25 protein-coding genes are annotated in these 19,015 nt (G+C 29.5%); 24 read left to right on the forward strand and 1 reads right to left on the reverse strand.

Going from position 1 to position 19,015, the window contains the following annotated elements; translation table 11 throughout:
* The first annotated feature begins 20 nt into the window (after nt 1-20).
* The 6 genes from G9F70_RS07070 (at nt 21) to G9F70_RS07095 (ending at nt 5,756) form a co-directional block, all read left to right on the forward strand.
* Complete coding sequence (locus tag G9F70_RS07070) at nt 21-572, forward strand: GNAT family N-acetyltransferase (protein WP_164946600.1); 552 nt, start codon at nt 21-23, stop codon at nt 570-572.
* 188 nt (nt 573-760) lie between these two features.
* On the forward strand, nt 761-1,201 hold the full coding sequence (locus G9F70_RS07075) for a GNAT family N-acetyltransferase (RefSeq protein WP_164946599.1): 441 nt from the start codon (nt 761-763) through the stop codon (nt 1,199-1,201).
* An 828-nt stretch (nt 1,202-2,029) separates the two neighbouring features.
* On the forward strand, nt 2,030-3,421 hold the full coding sequence (locus G9F70_RS07080) for a transposase (RefSeq protein WP_164948120.1): 1,392 nt from the start codon (nt 2,030-2,032) through the stop codon (nt 3,419-3,421).
* 231 nt (nt 3,422-3,652) lie between these two features.
* Entirely contained in the window at nt 3,653-4,204 is a 552-nt protein-coding gene (locus tag G9F70_RS07085; protein ID WP_164947861.1) for a GNAT family N-acetyltransferase, read from the forward strand.
* 71 nt (nt 4,205-4,275) lie between these two features.
* The gene (locus G9F70_RS07090; RefSeq protein ID WP_164947860.1) at nt 4,276-5,124 is read left to right on the forward strand and encodes a GNAT family N-acetyltransferase; all 849 of its coding nucleotides are present in this window, start codon (nt 4,276-4,278) and stop codon (nt 5,122-5,124) included.
* A gap of 89 nt (nt 5,125-5,213) precedes the next feature.
* Nucleotides 5,214-5,756, forward strand: a complete 543-nt coding sequence (locus tag G9F70_RS07095) for a GNAT family N-acetyltransferase (RefSeq protein ID WP_164947859.1) — start codon at nt 5,214-5,216, stop codon at nt 5,754-5,756.
* 73 nt (nt 5,757-5,829) lie between these two features.
* Here the strand turns inward: G9F70_RS07095 and eis are convergent, their stop codons facing one another.
* Entirely contained in the window at nt 5,830-7,068 is a 1,239-nt protein-coding gene (gene eis / locus G9F70_RS07100) for an enhanced intracellular survival protein Eis (RefSeq protein WP_164947858.1), read from the reverse strand.
* A gap of 285 nt (nt 7,069-7,353) precedes the next feature.
* Here eis and G9F70_RS07105 point away from each other — a divergent pair, with 285 nt between their 5' ends.
* The 18 genes from G9F70_RS07105 (at nt 7,354) to G9F70_RS07195 (ending at nt 18,956) form a co-directional block, all read left to right on the forward strand.
* Nucleotides 7,354-7,701 (forward strand): MerR family transcriptional regulator, encoded by a 348-nt coding sequence (locus tag G9F70_RS07105; protein ID WP_164947857.1) that lies wholly within the window; start codon nt 7,354-7,356, stop codon nt 7,699-7,701.
* Entirely contained in the window at nt 7,682-8,200 is a 519-nt protein-coding gene (locus G9F70_RS07110) for a class I SAM-dependent methyltransferase (RefSeq protein ID WP_164947856.1), read from the forward strand. The genes G9F70_RS07105 and G9F70_RS07110 overlap by 20 nt, the downstream gene beginning before the upstream one ends.
* 26 nt (nt 8,201-8,226) lie before the next feature.
* Nucleotides 8,227-9,030 carry a class I SAM-dependent methyltransferase gene (locus G9F70_RS07115; protein ID WP_164947855.1) on the forward strand — a complete coding sequence of 268 codons (804 nt, stop codon included), beginning with the start codon at nt 8,227-8,229 and terminating at the stop codon, nt 9,028-9,030.
* Nucleotides 9,031-9,126: 96 nt separating this feature from the next.
* Nucleotides 9,127-9,990, forward strand: a complete 864-nt coding sequence (locus G9F70_RS07120) for a metallophosphoesterase (RefSeq protein WP_164947854.1) — start codon at nt 9,127-9,129, stop codon at nt 9,988-9,990.
* Between the two features lie 159 nt (nt 9,991-10,149).
* Complete coding sequence (locus tag G9F70_RS07125; RefSeq protein WP_164947853.1) at nt 10,150-10,719, forward strand: DJ-1/PfpI family protein; 570 nt, start codon at nt 10,150-10,152, stop codon at nt 10,717-10,719.
* Between the two features lie 380 nt (nt 10,720-11,099).
* Entirely contained in the window at nt 11,100-11,612 is a 513-nt protein-coding gene (locus G9F70_RS07130; protein ID WP_164947852.1) for a hypothetical protein, read from the forward strand.
* Nucleotides 11,613-11,722: 110 nt separating this feature from the next.
* Nucleotides 11,723-11,953: a hypothetical protein gene (locus G9F70_RS07135; protein WP_164947851.1), complete on the forward strand. Its 231-nt coding sequence runs from the start codon at nt 11,723-11,725 to the stop codon at nt 11,951-11,953.
* A gap of 44 nt (nt 11,954-11,997) precedes the next feature.
* A complete protein-coding gene (locus G9F70_RS07140) occupies nt 11,998-12,750 on the forward strand; it encodes a WecB/TagA/CpsF family glycosyltransferase (RefSeq protein WP_164947850.1) in 753 nt (250 codons plus the stop codon).
* 118 nt (nt 12,751-12,868) lie between these two features.
* A complete protein-coding gene (locus G9F70_RS07145) occupies nt 12,869-13,426 on the forward strand; it encodes a 2'-5' RNA ligase family protein (protein WP_164947849.1) in 558 nt (185 codons plus the stop codon).
* A 106-nt stretch (nt 13,427-13,532) separates the two neighbouring features.
* Complete coding sequence (locus G9F70_RS07150) at nt 13,533-13,970, forward strand: GNAT family N-acetyltransferase (RefSeq protein ID WP_164947848.1); 438 nt, start codon at nt 13,533-13,535, stop codon at nt 13,968-13,970.
* 219 nt (nt 13,971-14,189) lie between these two features.
* Complete coding sequence (locus G9F70_RS07155; protein WP_164947847.1) at nt 14,190-14,642, forward strand: NUDIX hydrolase; 453 nt, start codon at nt 14,190-14,192, stop codon at nt 14,640-14,642.
* 102 nt (nt 14,643-14,744) lie between these two features.
* Nucleotides 14,745-15,470: a hypothetical protein gene (locus G9F70_RS07160; RefSeq protein WP_224617456.1), complete on the forward strand. Its 726-nt coding sequence runs from the start codon at nt 14,745-14,747 to the stop codon at nt 15,468-15,470.
* 280 nt (nt 15,471-15,750) lie between these two features.
* Entirely contained in the window at nt 15,751-15,906 is a 156-nt protein-coding gene (locus G9F70_RS07170) for a hypothetical protein (protein ID WP_224617457.1), read from the forward strand.
* On the forward strand, nt 15,896-16,510 hold the full coding sequence (locus G9F70_RS07175; RefSeq protein ID WP_164947845.1) for a class I SAM-dependent DNA methyltransferase: 615 nt from the start codon (nt 15,896-15,898) through the stop codon (nt 16,508-16,510). Before G9F70_RS07170 ends, G9F70_RS07175 begins: the two co-directional genes overlap by 11 nt.
* A 26-nt stretch (nt 16,511-16,536) precedes the next feature.
* Nucleotides 16,537-17,076, forward strand: coding sequence for a GNAT family N-acetyltransferase (locus G9F70_RS07180; protein WP_164947510.1), 540 nt, complete (start codon nt 16,537-16,539; stop codon nt 17,074-17,076).
* 79 nt (nt 17,077-17,155) lie between these two features.
* Nucleotides 17,156-17,680 carry a GNAT family N-acetyltransferase gene (locus G9F70_RS07185; protein WP_224617812.1) on the forward strand — a complete coding sequence of 175 codons (525 nt, stop codon included), beginning with the start codon at nt 17,156-17,158 and terminating at the stop codon, nt 17,678-17,680.
* 506 nt (nt 17,681-18,186) lie between these two features.
* Nucleotides 18,187-18,390, forward strand: coding sequence for a hypothetical protein (locus tag G9F70_RS07190; RefSeq protein WP_164947509.1), 204 nt, complete (start codon nt 18,187-18,189; stop codon nt 18,388-18,390).
* Nucleotides 18,391-18,416: 26 nt separating this feature from the next.
* The gene (locus G9F70_RS07195) at nt 18,417-18,956 is read left to right on the forward strand and encodes a GNAT family N-acetyltransferase (protein WP_164947510.1); all 540 of its coding nucleotides are present in this window, start codon (nt 18,417-18,419) and stop codon (nt 18,954-18,956) included.
* Nucleotides 18,957-19,015 lie beyond the last annotated feature (59 nt).

Below are 19,015 nucleotides of genomic sequence, written 5' to 3' on the forward strand. Positions count from 1 at the left end.
AGGGGGGGAATTATAGAAATATGAGTAGCAATATATTTAGTTCATTCCCTAAAATAATCACTAAAAGATTAGTATTGAGGGAAATAACAGAGCAAGATGCAGAAAGCATATATAAACTTTTAAGTAATCCTGAAGTGATTAAGTATGATACCTTTGAACTTTTTACGGATATAAAACAAGCAGAGGACTTGATTGAATGTTTTAATGAGGCATTTAGGCAAAAACGAGCGATATTCTGGGGAATTTCTTTAAAAAATGAGTCTCAAATTATTGGGTTTTGTAAGTGTGAAATAGAAATTCCTAAAATAAGAGCAGATTTGGGATATGATTTAAGACCTGAATATTGGAATAGGGGAATTATGACCGAAGCACTTGATGCAGTAATTGATTTCACATTTAATAAGGCTGATGTTAATAGAATAGAAGCGTCAGTATCAAATGAAAATAATGCATCAATTAGAGTACTTGAAAGATTAGGTTTTATAAAAGAGGGAGTTTTGAGAAAGAGAAGCTATTGGGGTGGTAGTTATCATGATATGGTAATGCTTTCTATATTAAGAAACGAGTATTGATATATAGTTAAAATTTATCTTATTTTATTTTCATATGAGTAAAAATACGGGGGAATCGAATGATAGAAAGAAGCAGATTTTTGTCTTTGTGTCGTGGTTATCAAAAAATCAAATATGAATTAGATGCTTTTGTAAAGTTGTAATGAAGTAGAGAAAATTGCAAATGTAATTCAAAAGGAGAATTATTTATGAATAATATTATTAGTATAAACGATCAGCATATATTGAAATGCTCGGAACTTTATATAAAAGTCTTTAACTCTGAACCTTGGAATGATAAATGGACATTAGAAACTGCTCATAAAAGACTAAATGATATTTATATTTCGACCAATTTTGAAGGTGTTTTATATGTTGAAGACGAGCAAATAAAAGGTGCTATTTTCGGAAACTATGAACAATTTTATGATGGAATCCATTACAATTTGAGAGAAATGTTTATTTCTAATGAGTTGCAGGGACAAGGGATAGGTAGTAAACTACTCAATGAATTGGAAAAGCGATTAAAAGGAATTGGTGTAACTACTATTATTCTATTTACTTCAAAAGAAAACAAAACAAGTAAGTTTTATTTAAAAAATAATTTTACTGAATGGGATAGTATGGCTATGATGGGTAAGGATCTATAAACATTATTGATTTAAAACATAAAATCCATAAAATGTTTCTTGTTAAATATATTGACAATAAATATAAAATAATGTAATATAAAGTTATAAGTTATTTTAATGGAGGTAAAACTATATGAGAAAGCTAATTCTTAACGTTGTAAGATAATACAATTTAATATTTTATCTAAAAGATGTTTTGCTTGTTTATAACGCAAGTTTATTTATTGTATCTTTTGTAAATTTAATACTGACCGTATAGATGCATACTTATATATGTGTGTAGTTTATTTGGAGAGGCGTTGAAAGTTACTTAGGGCTTAATAAGCATAGTTAAAAATCTGTTTATATCAGGTTTATTGGTGTTGCATTTTTTTAGATGAATATAATGTTAAGGAATAGTTTCAGCGTTTATACCTTTTATGAATAATCTTCTTAAAATAATATAGAATTATGTTTTATTTTTAAGTTGTATATTTGTATTTTGTTATGATTATAAATGCCGTACTTACTGTGCGGCTTTTTTTATACCTTCAAATTATCACATAAAGATTGTTAAAATGCAGTATGTCTTTTGTGATAGGGTTAATAGGAGAGTATTGCCTATTTAATTTGAGGTATTGCAGCATAACAAAAATCCTGAGGTTGTAATGAAATTTAATTTCGTTACAACCTTATTTTTTTTGCAGTGAATTTATTAGTAACTCAAACTTCGCACATAAAAACATGACTTAGACCATTGAAAAATCAAGGATCCACAGTGTTTTAATATAGAAAAATCCTCTCAAAAATGATATAATGTAAGTAGTGACAAATACAAAAATATCATATTTAGGAGGATTCATTCATATGAACAATATACCACAAAACAGTCAAAATGAAAATGATTTTATGAAGTCTATAATGAATTTTATTAAACAATTTAAGGTTATTAGTGCTTTAAAAAAAGCAAATTGTTATAAAGAAAAAGGTATATGTGTTCGTGATATTTTTTGCTATTTACTTCAGATTGTTTATACAGGCAAAAGCATGTATATGAGTTATCAAACTGAAAGTAATGCTCCTAAATTTGGTAAAGATGTAGTATACAGATTCTTAAATTCAATGTACATAAACTGGCAATCATTCTTGTTAAAATTATCAGGAACTATTATAAATGAGAGTTTAGTAAACCTTACTTCTGAAAAACGTATCAACGCAATAGTTGTTGATGATTCTTTTTATGGTAGACTTAGAAGCAAAAATGTTGAATTACTTTCTAATGTAAATGACCATGCAAGCAAAGGTCAAAAATATAAAAAAGGATTTAGAATGCTTACTCTTGGATGGACTGATGGTAATACATTTTTACCTATTTTATTTAACTTACAAAGTTCAGAAAAGCAAAAAAATAGATACTGCGAAATGAAAGAAGGTTTAAACAAGAACACAATTGCATATAAACGTAGAAAACAAGCAATATCAAAGTCTACAGATGTTATGATTGAAATGCTAGAAGCTACTGTAAAGGCTGGCATTCCAGCAAAACATGTATTATTTGATAGTTGGTTTTCTTATCCTGTTACCATAATTAGAATATTTAAGCTTAAGCTACATACTGTAGGTAGGCTTAAAAACACTACAAAAATAAAGTACATTTTTGAAGGTGAAAGAAAAACTTTAGCTCAGATATACAAAGAAAAAAGAAAACGTCCAGGGAAATCAAAATATCTTTTATCAGTAATGGCACAAATATATGATGCTAACAATAATACATTGGATGTAAAAATAGTATTTGTGCGTGACCGTAATAATAAAAAGAAATGGATAGCAATTATTTCTACTGATTTAAGCTTATCCGAGGAAGAAATTATAACACTTTACGGTAAACGTTGGAGCATTGAAGTTTTCTTTAAAGTATGCAAATCCTATTTGAATCTTGGAAAGGAATTTCAAGGTCTTTCTTATGATTCAATGATTGCACATACTTCAATTGTGATGGTTCGATATATGATGCTTGCTGTTGAAAACAGAAATAATAAGGATTCACGTACAATGGGAGAAATATTTTTTCTAGCTTTTGATGAGCTTAAAGATATTCAATTTTCAGAAGTATTAGAAATAATCTTCAACATTCTACAAGAAACGCTGCAAGAATTATTGTTTTTAACTGTGGCGCAAATAGATAGTTTTATTGCCGCTTTTATTATAAAACTACCTAAATATATTTCAAGGAAATTCACTGCTAAAAAGATAGCTTAAAATCAAATTTTATCACTGTTTTAAGCCATCTTACCATTGATTTACAAGGTGTTATAGCTGTTTTTTTCCTGCGAAGTATGAGTTAGTAATAATAGGTTTTAAAGTGAGATAGTGTTTGGAGCAACATATGATTTTATTCTTACTTTTAACTACGGTAGGAGGTGTGTTCATGCCAGTGATTTAAATATATGACATAAGTGATAACAATTAAATTTTAGGAGGGAATAATTAATGAAAAATATATTTGAAATAGAATGCAGGGATATAGTTTTAAGAGAGCTAGGAATTGACAATTTAGATGCACTATATAATCTTACGCTGCAACCAGAAATAACTGATTTCTTACCAGATTGGAAAGCTACAAAACAGCAACGAAGGGACTGGCTAATAAATTTTCATATGAAAAACAATAGAGAGTTTTTTCAGGCTGTTCCAAGTATTGATAAAGAAGGTTTAATACTTGGAATTATCTTAAAGGAAACAAATGAGTTTATTGGTTGGTGTGGTTCTTGTATTAAAGATGAACTTCCACCTCCCAATAGAGAGATATTTTATGCGATTTCAAAGGATTATAGAGGTAAGGGTTATACCTCGCAGGCATCACAAGCTTTAATAAAATACTTATTTGAAAGAACTAATATTGAGGAACTTAATGCAATAGCACTGCTGCATAATATACCTTCAAATAAAGTAATACAAAAATGTGGATTCAATCAGATAGGTACCATAGAGGTTGATAATGAGGAATTCAACTATTACAAGCTTATGAAGAAAACACTGTAGTTATTTTAGAAATTATAAGTTGAAATTTGATAAATAAATACTTTTATAAAAGTGAAAAAGGAGAGAATAGCATGGTAACAATGACAAATGCTTCTACAACTACAAAGGAATTTAATGCTCAACTTAATGAGTTAATTATGCATGCATTCGATTTTAGTTTTGACAAATGGCATGCTAAAAATGTTTGGAATGACGACTATGAGATTTATTCAATAATTGAAGATGGTGTTATGCTAGCCAATATATCGGTGACTAAAATGAAGATGGTTATAAATGGTGAGAAACGTGATTATTTACAGTTTGGATCAGTAGCAACAAGAGAAGAACATAGGGGTAAAGGGTTATCTAAAAAACTTATGGAACATATTTTTAGTATATACCCAGATACACCTTGCTTTCTACATGGTGGAGATAGTGTTGTGGGGTTCTATCCAAAATTCGGGTTTAAACCTATTACTTATAAGCAGCCATATATTGAATATAAGCTAAATAATAGTGGTGAAATGATAAAGCTAAATATAACTAATCCAAAGGTTGATAAGTATTTAAAAGAACGTACTCAATACTCAAAGGTTTTTGATTGCATAAATCAATATTCTATTAACTGGTTTCATTTGATTTACGGTCACCAAAATAATATCTATGAAATACCTCTGCTTGACATAATGCTTGTAGCGCATCAACGAGATAACAAACTTACAATTTATGATATTGTTGCTTCAAGACCTGTAAGTTTTGAACAAATTGCGCCATATCTTTACTTTGAGGGAGTAGATATTATTCAATTTGGTTTTAATCCTGACTGGTTGGGAATTGATTATAACATGAGAGAATACAAAATGGAGGATGAAAATCCATTTTTAAAGGGTGATTTTGGATTAGAGCAGGAATACATGATCCCCAGAATGATAACAACATAAGGTGTGTTGAAAACAATTAATTAGGTACATGAAAATAAGTAAGAGATTAAGCGTAAATCTAATAAAGATATTTTGAGGGGGAAATTATAATGATTTATTATCAAAACAATGAGATTGTAATAAGAGATATCTGTTCAAGTGATGTAATTAACCTATTTTCATGGCAAATTGATAAAGAACTAAATAAGCATGATCCAAGACCAATACCTAATAACAGCAAAGGGTTAATCGAAGAATGTATGGATTATTGTCATAGATTTGATACTGAAATAATGAGCGAAAATATTGAGGATATAAAATATAAATACTTTATAATTACAGATTATGAATATAATGCTATAGGTTTTGTTAATTTTTTTGGTATAGATAAGCTTAAAAAACAAGGAGAAATGGGAATTTCTATAGGTGATAAAAGGTATTGGCATAAAGGAATTGCTTATACTGCAATAAAAACAGCAACTGATTATATATTCAATAATATGGACATAGATAGGATATATATTGAAACTGGTGAAGGTAATAAACCAGCTTTGAGATTATTTGAGAAATTGGATTTTAAAAAATGTGGTGAATATATTGAAGATGAAGATTTCAAGTTTATTGTAATGGAGAAGGTCAGTAGTAGGTTTTAAAGAGTGTCTTATATTCTAACTTAACAATAAAAGGTGCGATAATTTATATGAGTTCGCACCTTTTTTTATGTATTTAAAAATCAGTCATACACAATGGCTTCTCATCAGAGGAGAAAAGTACATTTAAAGTATTTAAATAGCCTTCATCAGATAACCGTACACGTCCATATTTGTACAAAGATTTTAAGTCAACAGCACAAGTGATCAATGAAGAAAAATCAGCAATGTCCATAGTCAACTCCACATCGTAATCATCATTTTCAACAAGTAAAGAATTACCATTATTAAAGTGGATTACATAACTACCACAGTTCTCGGGAATGAAACTATCTAGTATAGAAAGTTTTAATTTGCAGTTTATATTATTAAAGTTATGATCCTTTAAATCTTCAAAAAGCTTAGGAATATTAATAACTCTATACATTATACCAGTTCCTTGGGTACTACATTCATGATGCAAAGACACCAAAATCCTATCAGAATTATTTCTTGGATCATTTAAAGCAAATCTAAAGTTTTCATCTTGGGTGTTTATTATCACATATCTTATTTGGTCACCTTGTGAATTTAAGAAAGTCATGAGCTCCAGGAAGACCTCAGAATTCTCAAACAGCATTTGAGATACAAAAATATCATTTACAACGAAAGAACCAGTTTCTCCCTTTCGAAAGTGAAAAACCAAATAGCCTAAAATTGTATTACCTACTTTGTATCCTACAATTTTTGTGGATTCAAAGTTAAAAAGGTTTTTAAATTCCTTTGGTGATTTTTCCATAAGACCATTAGTTTTATTTACAATGCTGTTATAAAATTTGCACATTTCTTCAGCATGATCTTTACTTAAGAACTTAATATTTTTCTTGGAATTTCCTTTTGGAAGATCACAAGGCTTAATTTTAAACTGATTAATGCTTGTACCAAAACCAAATCCCATTTTTTTATAAAAGTCAGGTCTAAAAGGATACAGTAAAACCATGGATGCTCCTCTTTCTTTATAATGATAAATAAAGAATTTAATAATTTCTAAAGCAACCTTCTCTTTTTTGTGAAGTAAATCTACAGCAACGGAGCCAACCCCACCAGCAAGGATTTTCTGATTAAGTAAATTCATTTTAAAATCATGTAATCTCATTCCACCTATAAGATTTTCCTCATTAAATAAACCATAGAAATTCATAAAGTCATATTCATTTTGAACATTCATTATTTCAGCATGTTTTTCAAGTGGGAGAGAAATTGCAGGGAAGGAATTAGCACGTATTTTAGCTAAGTCAGTTATTTGGGCATTGTCTAGTTTCTTTATGGAATACATGTATGGACACCTCCTTGATTTGTAAAACATAAGTTTATTATCTATGAAATATAAGCAAAAGTAAATATATATACTATATGTAGTTTATTGTTAAAAGATTACTGTATAATTAAAGGGGCCTATAGTTGTTGAATATGAAGTTATAGCTAGGTGCGAACAAAGTCATAATATTATTGTCAATATAGTAGTTACCATAATAAAAAGCGCAGTTCCATTCTTTAACAAAGCAAAAAAGTCTTGACCGTGACGTAAGGTTACTGTTTATAATAAAGTTGGGTGATGAAAATGAATTCTAAAAAAGGTAAATTCTATACTGCAGGTAAATTTGCTGAAAAAGCAGGGGTTACACTTAGAACAATAAGATATTATGATAAAAAGGATTTGCTTAAGCCTACTGAATACAGTGAATCAGGCTATAGACTTTATAGTAATCAGGATTTCGCGGTGCTTCAAAAAATCTTAACTCTTAAATTTATGGGATTTTCATTAGAAGAGATAAAAGTGGTAATGAAAGAGGAGTCAGATAAGGCCGACTTTAAGCATTCTCTTAATATACAAAGGCATGCTATAGAAAGAAAAATGGAGCATATGTCACACATTTTAGAAGCAATTAATGAAACAGAACAAATGTAAAGTTATGGATGCACAAAATATTACCTTTGGAGATTCGGAGTTTGATATCGTCATTGCAAATCATGTGATTTACTATATACAAAACAGGGAAAAAGTTTTTTCAGAGGTTAATAGAGTTTTAAAATCTAATGGACTTTTTTATGCTGGCACCAATGGTAAAAAGCATATGGAGGAACTTTTTAGTATGGTAGAAAACTTTAGAGATAAAATAACTTTTTCTTACATTAGAAAGAACCATAAATTCAAACTTGAGGATGGAAAAACACAATTAGAGGAATGGTTTTATCCTGTGCAGCTTTATTGCTATAAAGATTCTTTAAAAGTAACAGAAGTGGGGCCCTTGATGGACTATGTTCTTTCAGCGCCAGGTAATTTAAATGAAATTTTAAATGAAAAAGATTTTAAAGAGCTAGAAGAATTATTTAGAAATATCATAGAAAAAGAAGACTATATGTTTATTACGAAGGATTCAGGAGTTCTTGAAGCTAAGAAAAGATAATACAAAAAAATATTTAGGAGGCAATTATGGAGAATATTGAAATTAATAAACAACTAATAAAAGAGCAATATAAAGATGATAAAAATTTAAATTTAAGGTTAAATTTACACAGTTATAATATTAATAAGGTGGATTGGAATGATTGGTGCTTTAATCAAATGGATTTTCAAAGCAAAGCGAAAATACTAGAACTCGGTTGTGGACCTGGAGGTTTGTGGGAAAGAAATAAATATAAATTAAATAAAGACTGGAATATTACTTTATCTGATTTTTCTAAGGGCATGCTTGAATGTGCTAAAAACACGTTGGCAGAGGTAGATTATGACTTCAAATATAAAGAAATCGATATACAAGATATTCCCTATGAAGAGGGCAGTTTTGATGTGGTAATTGCAAGACATATGCTTTATCATGTTCCAGATATAGAAAAGGCTTTATCTGAAATAAAAAGAGTTCTTGCTGCTGGTGGAACTTTTTATGCAACTACCAATGGACGTGGAGCAATGGCGCAGCTTTATGAACTTATAGAAAAATTTGACCCTGAAATAGGCCTTAATAACTTAGGAATGGGTGATAGGTTTGAATTTGAGGGTGGTAGGCTCTTACTGGAGAAATACTTTAGTGAAGTTGAAATGCAGGTTTTTGAAGGAAAAATTGTGGTACCTCAGGCTGAACCTATAGTTTCATATGTAGCTTCAACGATGAGGGGTAGAGAGATACTTGTAGGACGCAAAAAGCAAGAATTCACGAAGTATGTGGAGGATTATATTAAAGAAAATGGGAACTTGTCAATAACTACAAAATCTTGTATATTTAAAGTGAAAAAATAGGTTTTTAGAAGTGAGAAACTGTTTCCAGTATCTTGCTTCGTTTTTCTCATATTGAATTTATAGTTCTAGCAATTATGAAAGGAAATGATAATTTGTATGGTTAAAAAGTTTTTAGATAGAAAATATATTATATTTATTTCGATTATTATATTTTTAGTTTGTTTTTCATATTTTGAGAATAATAATATAGTAATCTCTAAATATAATGTAAAAAGTAGCAAGCTTCCAAAAGCCTTTAATAACTTTAAGATAGTCCAAATTTCAGATTTACATAACAAAATCTTTTATAAAGACAATAATACTCTTGTGAAAAAAATAAAATCACAAAAGCCTGACATTATAGTTATTACAGGTGATTTAGTGGATAAACAAAAATACAATGAGGAAAATGCGTTGTCTTTTATTGATAAAATATATTCTATAGCACCCATATACTATGTTAATGGAAACCATGAAGGCTGGTCTGGAAAATTTGAATCTCTAGAAAAAAAACTTAAAGAAAAAGAAGTAATAGTTCTAAGAAATGAATCACTATATTATGAAAAAAATAAAGAAAAAATTCTTATTTTAGGGGTTGATGACCCTGCCTTTAATACAACTGGACATTCTGAAGATTATATGAATTCAGATATAATGAAAAAGGAATTGTTTGCTGTTAATAATGAAAAAAGATTTAAAATACTTCTTTCGCACAGACCTGAACTTTTTGAGCTTTATGTTCATAATAATATAGATTTGGCATTTACAGGACATGCTCATGGTGGACAAGTTATTTTACCTTTTTTAGGTGGAATTATTGCACCAAATCAAGGCTTTTGGCCAAAATATTATAAAGGAATGTATAAAAAAAACAATACTGTTATGGTGGTAAGCCGAGGTCTTGGCAATAGCATTGTTCCTCAGAGGATATTTAATAGACCCGAAATTGTATCAGTGACACTAGAAGCAGTTGAGAATTAAAAGGTGAGATTTGGGAGTTTAAAATTATCTGAAGCTGATAAAGAACGAATAGAATAATTCTTTGCCTTGTATTTATTTGTAATATTGATAAAATTAAATTTAAGTAAGATTAAATAATATTTAATGTTATATAATAGATTAGAAAGGGGATATTAAAAAATGGGGAAAATATTATGTTTTATTTATGAAAACATGGCGGACTTTGAGACTGTATTAGCTTGTCACATGTTAGGCGGGATTGCAGAGAAAGAAATAGTTAGCGTGGGTTATGAAAAAGCACCAACTAAAGCTATTTCCCAGCTCTTGTACATGCCTGAAATAACAGTAAAAGAAGCTATTAATCTTGATGATGTAGAAGGATTAATTATACCAGGAGGATTTGGAAGAGAGTGTAGAGAGGAATTAATAGAACTAATACAAAAGCTACATGGAGATAAAAAATTAATTTGTGCAATATGTGCTGCTCCAGAGTTTTTAGCCAAAGCAGGTATATTAGATGGTCATTCATACACTACAACTTTAGGTGAAGATTATTTCAAGGAAAATGGAATAAAAGATTGCTTCCCACGACAAAACTATTTAGAAGAAAAAGTAGTAAGGCATGAAAACGTTATTACAGCTAAGGGGAAATCATTTATAGATTTTGGCATAGAGATTCTGGATTATTTTAACATATTTGAGGATGCTGAGGACAAAGAAATGTGTGGAAGATCCTATAAAGGGGAATAATAGCGAAGATATGCCATATAGAACAAGATATAAAATATAGTTAGGTTTTATAGCTGTGAAGAATTATACTCTATAATAAATAAACTGTTATTACAAAGTGATGTAATAACAGTTTATTTTATTTCTTAGGAGATTATAAGAATTAAAACTGGATACTGCTACATATTCAAGTGTACTTTAAAACTTTTCTTACTTCTTGAAGTGGAGTTTTTAGATGTAATATAAAATTTGTTTATAGAAATACTAGTGCATAGTAATTAAATACTATATACATATTATAGCATTATATACAAATTAATGTTATAATTTGCATACAAATAAACTATGAATTAGTAAATACTTGAATATTATTGCAAATTAATAATGGGGGGGTAATTGTGATGCAGAGGTTATGGATACTTGGTTCATCTGGGTCAGGAAAAACTACTTTGGCTAATGTTATTGGAAATAAACTGGATGTACCAGTTTATTATAACGATAGAATTTTTTGGATGGAGAGTTGGAAGGAACGCCCAATAAATGAACAGATTGAAATAACTAAATGCATAACAGAAAAGGATAAGTGGATATATGAGGGGAACAGGATTAATGATTGCAAAAAAGATGGTAGGTATAGTCAATGCGACACTATTATTTTCTTGAAAATAAATAGAGTAATATGCATGTATAGATTTTTGAGAAGATATTTTAAACATAGGGGTACTGTACGTCCTTATATTTCTGAGGGGTGTATAGAAAAAATTGATATTAACATTGTAAAATATATTATGTTTGATTATCCGAGTAAGAACAATGAAAGGCAAAAACTGTTTAATGAAGCTATTAAAGATGATAAAAACGTAATTATTCTAAGTGGTGGAAAAAGCGTAAAGAAATGGTTAGAGACCTTATAAAAGTAACTTTTTAAGCCGTAATATTGCAATTCAATAAAGTGAAATTTATTACATAATTTACAAGAAAATATAGAAATAATTTGTGCAGATTACTGGTAAGGAGATATTTTATGAAATTTAATTATTGCCCTATATGTGCGAAAGAACTTGGGGAAAAAATTATTGGTGATGAAGGGTTAGTAAAATATTGTCTTGCATGTTTCATTTCTTTTGTTAAGGCAAAGCAATTTGTGGATGATATTATGTGGTGCGAAATTGAGGAAGTTAATAGATATATTGCTAGGGTAGATAATATGTCTGGTATTCATTTTTATAATTCGATGCGATTATTAAACTTATAATTAAAGTATTATATAAAATAAGCAATTCAGAGGAGGTTGAAAAGATGTTAGATAATGTAACTATCTTAGGGGTACCATTTTCCAAAATGAATATGAAAGAAACAGTCAATATTATAGCTAATAATATTGACTGTAATAATCAATCAATTTTTAATATTATTACGGGAAATCCCGAAATAGTATTGCAAGCGCAAAAAGATTCCGAACTTCAAATTATTTTTAATGAGGCAGATTTAATCACTCCAGACGGTGAAGGAATAGTTTTAGCTTCGAGGTGGAAGGGCCAGCCATTATTTGAAAGAGTTACTGGAGTTGATTTGTTACTAGAAGTTTTGAAAATGGGAAATAAGCGAGGTTGGTCCTTTTATTTTTTAGGTGCAGATGAAGAGGTCAATAAGAAAGCAACGGAAAATATATTAGAGGAATATCCAAATATAATTCTATCTGGCAGACATCATGGCTACTTTGATAATGTGCAAGAGGAAGAAATTCTTGTAGATATTGAGAGTAAAAGACCCAATATATTAATAGTTGCCCTAGGTGCACCAAGGGCTGAAAAATGGATTTATAATTATAAACACAGACTACCAGTCAAGGTTGCCTTTGGAGTAGGTGGAAGCTTAGATATAATTTCAGGAAAAACAGCCCGTGCTCCCCAGAAATGGCAACAACTAAAACTGGAATGGTTATATAGATTAATAATTCAGCCGTCTCGCTTACGTAGGCAAATGGTGTTGCCAATATTTGCTTATAAATCCTTCATGGAGGCACTGAAGGAAAAACGTAAGAGGGTATAGGGAACTTCCTCTAACAAAATGAAAAATTGGAAGATGCGATGACTTTATTCTATGATTTTAAGGGGCATAACAATTGGAATTGTTATGTGATCTCAAGGAATACGAGGGGGAATAATTTATGTATGGCTATGCACTTGTAGGTTATTTAGACAATGAAACTGAATCATGTTTTAAAAAGTTATGGAAAGATTTAAGTGAAAATAATATTACACAATATGGTGTAGACACAAAAGGTAGGAGGCCACATATCACTATTGCAGATTATGATAATTTAGATAGTGATAGATTTGTGGAATTAGTTAGTAAATTCTATGAGGACAAGTCAAAAGTAGCTATATCTCTAAATATATTAGGTACCTTTATTAATACTGGAACCTTGTTTCTTGCTCTGACCTTATCAACTGAATTACTTCATTTTCATAATCGTCATCATGACTATTTTAAAGAATTCAATGTAAATGAAAATTCATTTTATCTTCCAGGCAATTGGAGTCCACATTGCACAATTGCCAGTAGATTAGATGAGGATAATATGATAAAAGCATTTAAGTATTGTAAAATTAATTTAAATAAAATTCATGGTAAATTGAATGAGATTGCCCTCATAGAAGTTGAATTTAATGAGGAGGGAATAGCAATAAAAGATACAGTTGTTTTTTCAAAAGAGCTCAAATAATTTGTCAAAATTAATTAGATTATTATTATATATGAAGTTAGGTCAGATATGTAAATAATTGCGAACTTAAGATTATTTATACTTTGTATGTTGGGAGGTGGTTGTTATGGGAATCGTGTGTAAACATTATTCTTTGACAGGTGAAATATTATATAATATGCGTAATACAATTGGATGGGGTAATACAACGATACTACAGGCGGAAAAAGCAGTAAAAAATTTCATATTTCATATGGCTGCTTTTGATGGCGATAGAATCATAGGGATTGGTCGTTTGGTTGGCGATGGCGCTCTCATATGGTATATAGAAGACTTAATAGTTATTCCTGAGTATGAAAAAAGAGGAATAGGTACATTAATCATGGAGCAATTACTTGGATATATAGAAAAAAATAGTGTTCCAGGTTCATGTACAATAATTGGATTGATGTCCTCAAAAGGTAAAGAACCTTTTTATCAGAAATTTGGTTTTAGGTTATTTCTTAATGAACATGAAGGTGCGGGTATGGAGTTAAATAAAGTAATTACTAACCTCATGGAATGAGCATAATTCGAAGTAAGTTAAATTCGGAATATTCTTGAAGTTCGTCAAAAACAACTGTAAGAATTACTAATGAAATCAATTAAACTGGACAGGTTATGTCTATAATGGGAGTGCTGAAAAAAATTAAAATCTAATTGACTAAAAGGTAAACATAATATGTATAAATTGTAAAATATAGTTAATTAAAGAATATTTATATAGAAGAAAGGTGTGAGTGTAATGGATTGTGGATTTGAAAATGGAGATAGCTGGTTCCGATATCGGGCTGCAGCAATAATTATTGAAGATGGATGTGTTCTTTTCGCAAAAAATGAATTGAATTCTTACTATTATTCTATAGGTGGTGGAGTACATTTAGGAGAAAGAGCAGAAGATGCAGTTAAGCGAGAAGTATTTGAAGAAACGGGAATTGCATATGAAGTTGACAGATTAGCGTTTATTCATGAGAATTTTTTTGATGGTTTGAAGAGCCATGAAATTGCATTTTATTTTATAATGAAATCAAGAGGTACAAAAGAGTTGGATAGCAACAGCTATTCACAAGGTGTACGTGAATATATGCATTGGTTACCAATTGATAAGTTAAAAGATTATGTTGCATATCCAAGCTTTTTTGCAGATAAGCTACTTAATTTGAGGGATAGTGTTGAGCATATTGTCACCTGCGAATAATGGGAAGTCAAAAAAAGTGTAAAAATTGATAGGTGTAGGGCATATCGGCGATATCTGAAGACATTTCTCAGTTAAAGAGTTATGTCAAACTTGTAATAAAGTATGAAGCAAAGAAAGACTATAAATGATGAATTGAGGGAAAGTATGAAAAAAATTTTTATAAATGAAGACTTAAATGGGAAGGAACTCAATGAGTTATTATTATTTGTTGGTAGGAAATGCAATAAACTGTCTTTATCAAGGGACCATTTGGGTAAACTTACACAAGAAGAATTTAATCAAATGCAGTTAGAAGATAAATCATTAATTCTTGCAGAGCATAAACAAAGCCGGCTCGACTATAATGAAAACATTAATGGGTATAGAGACCTAATAGATGATTACTGTGACACAGAAATGGATGCGGAAGAATATTTAAATCATCATTTTGAAGAAGAACTAGCATATTTTACTTCATTAGGATATGAAGCGTTCCAATTAGAAGGTGAGGAGTTCCAAGATGAAAAATATGAGGATTTTAATGCAAAGACAGCAGATTTTTTATACACTAAGTTTACACGAGTGACGCCTGTATCTAGAGGACCCGCGTTTGAAATGTGTTATTTTATAATAGGTGATACATTTAGGAAAATAATGTCAAATATGAGTAAGTTATTTGTATATCCTCATCAAATTGAAGCTACTGAATTTGAAGACTTAACCTTTTACAAGGAAGAAAGAATAATATTAGCAATTTGTGCTCATGAACATTTTGCATATATGAATTTAGAAGATGAGGAATACGAAGAATTAGCAAAATTAAACATTTTACATGAAGTGAAAGAATAACAAACTTCTACGATGTGTGAAAGAAAAATTGTATTCTTAGTTCGAAATCTTCTTATATTATGTTCTTATTAATATGGAGGAGGGGTTACAATCTTACCATTGGAAAGGATACTATCCAAAGGAATATGGATATTCCTATGAGTGCCGCTCAAAAAGGGCAAATGAATTATGGCAAATTTTTAAATAAGAGTGTGACAAAGCAAATATACTATATAAGATGAAGGATATTATAGAGGGTTATAAAAGACCATATGAGGTAGAGCAATTAAGTTTGTTTTAATTGCGATACTTTAAAAGGGGACAGGCATATGAAAAATATGGTTTTGGATTTGCTTACGAAAATAGTGAAGAATGCGATGGAACTGTATATGACTTTATAAGGATGAGCTATAAAAATCCAAAAGTAAATCTAGGAGGGGAACACAATGAGTTTTGATAATTACGCTAAAACTTGGGACACTGATGAAAGAATTGATAGAGCAAAGATAATTGCCAATGAAATAAGCAAAGCCATTGCTATTGATAAAAATTATTCTGCTATGGAGTTTGGGTGTGGAACTGGTCTTGTAAGCTTTAACCTTTATGATAAATTTAAAAACATTACGCTTGTTGATTCATCAAAAGGAATGATAGATATACTGGAATCCAAAATTGATGAATATAAAGTAAATAACATGCTACCTTATCATTTAGATATATTAAGCGAAAATTCAATAGATATGAAATTTGATGTTATCTATAATTCTATGGTATTGCACCATATTCAGGATACTGAGGCTATAATAAAGATTTTTTATGAATTACTCAATAAAGATGGTTATTTATGTATAGTAGATTTGGATAAAGAAGATGGTAGCTTTCATAAGAATTATCCGGATTATGATGGTCATAATGGTTTTAAGCAAGAGGATTTGAAAAACATTTTAATTAGTGCTGGTTTTAAAGATATACAAGCAAATACATTTTTTTATGGTGAAAAAATTATAGAAGGCCAAAAGATTAATTATTCTTTGTTCCTTATGAAAGCAAGAAAATATTAACTATAATAAAGTTAAGGAGGACTAAAATGAAAATTACTACTGTCTTAGCTAATAATGAAACTTCAAATATTATTAAAAATATATATCCATTATATTTGCACGATTTATCAGAACATTGTGGGGACCTGCCTAATGAATATGGAATATACGAAGAGGAGCCTATGAAAACATTAGCAGATCAATATGAAGTTCAAAATATATGGTTTGAGAAGGCCAATGTACTGTTTCCATATATTATTAGGGTGGATGATAAACCAGCAGGATTTATTCTTATAGCTACCAAGCCATATGCACCGAAAACAAGTGATTATTATGTTAATGAATTCTTTTTATTAAGACCTTATAGAGGTAAAAATATAGGAGAAATTGCTGCAAAACAAGTATTTGATAAATTTCAAGGGAGATGGGAACTATATACAAACCATTTACCAAAGAATTTAAAAGGGCAGAAATTCTGGAGAAAAACTGTAAGCAGTTATACAAATAATAATTATGATGAATCTACAGGACAAACTGTCCATGAGGAAAAATTAATATTTAGATTTAATAATAAGGAATTAAGATAGAGTAAAGGTATCTTAATAAAGCATTTATAGTTATTTATAGAAGTATCAGGGTGATGATTATAGCTTTAATGAAGATGGTATACGCGGCTTTGCATATATTAGCGTATGTAACAAAGAAACTAAAAGATACGACGTTAATTTATATGTAGAAGCTCCATCAAGAAGAAAAGGAAATGGTACAGCTTTATATAATGAAATGTCAAAGTATTTACAAGAAATAAAGCCAAATCTTCTATTGACAGAGTTTAGTGTGGACAAAGACAAGGAAACTTCATTCTACAAAAGGCTAGGTTATAAAAAATGGTTTGGCTACAATGAACTATATTATAGAGGAATAATTCAGCCTAATGTAGATATAGAGTTTGAACCTTATGAAGATAAATACTATGATCAATACGTAACGCTTGTGAAAGATTGCTTTTATGAGCTAAGAAAAGAAAATGATATACAACCATATGTTATTCCTACTAGTAAGCAAGATAGAGAAAATAGATTAAAAAGCAAGGATTCTATATATGTTTTATTTGAGAATGAACAGCTAGTTGCATCTATCTTTGTAGAAGATGGAAACTTAGACTTCATAATGGTTACCCCATCTTATTAAGGAAAAGGATATGGAAAGAAAGCTACTCAGTTTGGTATCAATAAGGCATTAAGCTAAGGTGCAAAGCTTATTCAGCTTGGTGCTTTAGAATGGAATACTAAAGCACTTTCTTTATATGAATCACTAGGTTTTGAAATAGTACAAACTGTTCATTTTTATAGACAGTTTGGTGAAAAATAATATTATTTAAAATTATAATGCCAGATACATCTCTAATATGGTGAATCTAAATATTAGAGGAAAGTTATATCAACAGATTTAAATGTCGTACCCGTAAAATATAGTGTCTCATTAGTAAAACCATTGCATTTAATATTTATGAGAAGGGGAATTATATATGGTAAAAGATTTGGTAAGTATCAAGAATTCAACGAAAAACCATTAAGCGGAAATTCAATAGATATGAAATTTGATGTTATCTATAATTCTATGGTATTGCACCTGAGGCTATAATAAAGACTTTTTATGAATTACTTAATAAAGATGGTTATTTATGTATAGTAGATTTGGATAAAGAAGATGGTAGCTTTCATAAGAATTATCCGGATTATGATGGTCATAATGGTTTTAATCAAGATGCTTTGAAAAATATTTTAATTAGTGCTGGTTTTAAAGATATACAAGCAAATACATTTTTTTATGGTGAAAAAATTATAGAAGGCCAAAAGAATAATTATTCTTTGTTCCTTATGAAAGCAAGAAAATATTAACTATAATAAAGTTAAGGAGGACTAAAATGAAAATTACTACTGTCTTAGCTAATAATGAAACTTCAAATATTATTAAAAATATATATCCATTATATTTGCACGATTTATCAGAACATTGTGGGGACCTGCCTAATGAATATGGAATATACGAAGAGGAGCCTATGAAAACATTAGCAGATCAATATGAAGTTCAAAATATATGGTTTGAGAAGGCCAATGTACTGTTTCCATATATTATTAGGGTGGATGATAAACCAGCAGGATTTATTCTTATAGCTACCAAGCCATATGCACCGAAAACAAGTGATTATTATGTTAATGAATTCTTTTTATTAAGACCTTATAGAGGTAAAAATATAGGAGAAATTGCTGCAAAACAAGTATTTGATAAATTTCAAGGGAGATGGGAACTATATACAAACCATTTACCAAAGAATTTAAAAGGGCAGAAATTCTGGAGAAAAACTGTAAGCAGTTATACAAATAATAATTATGATGAATCTACAGGACAAACTGTCCATGAGGAAAAATTAATATTTAGATTTAATAATAAGGAATTAAGATAGAGTAAAGGTATCTTAATAAAGCATTTATAGTTATTTATAGAAGTATCAGGGTGATGATT

Origin of the sequence: Clostridium sp. FP1, from assembly GCF_011065975.2 — a bacterium.
In the GTDB taxonomy this organism is placed as follows: domain Bacteria; phylum Bacillota; class Clostridia; order Clostridiales; family Clostridiaceae; genus Clostridium_AD; species Clostridium_AD tagluense.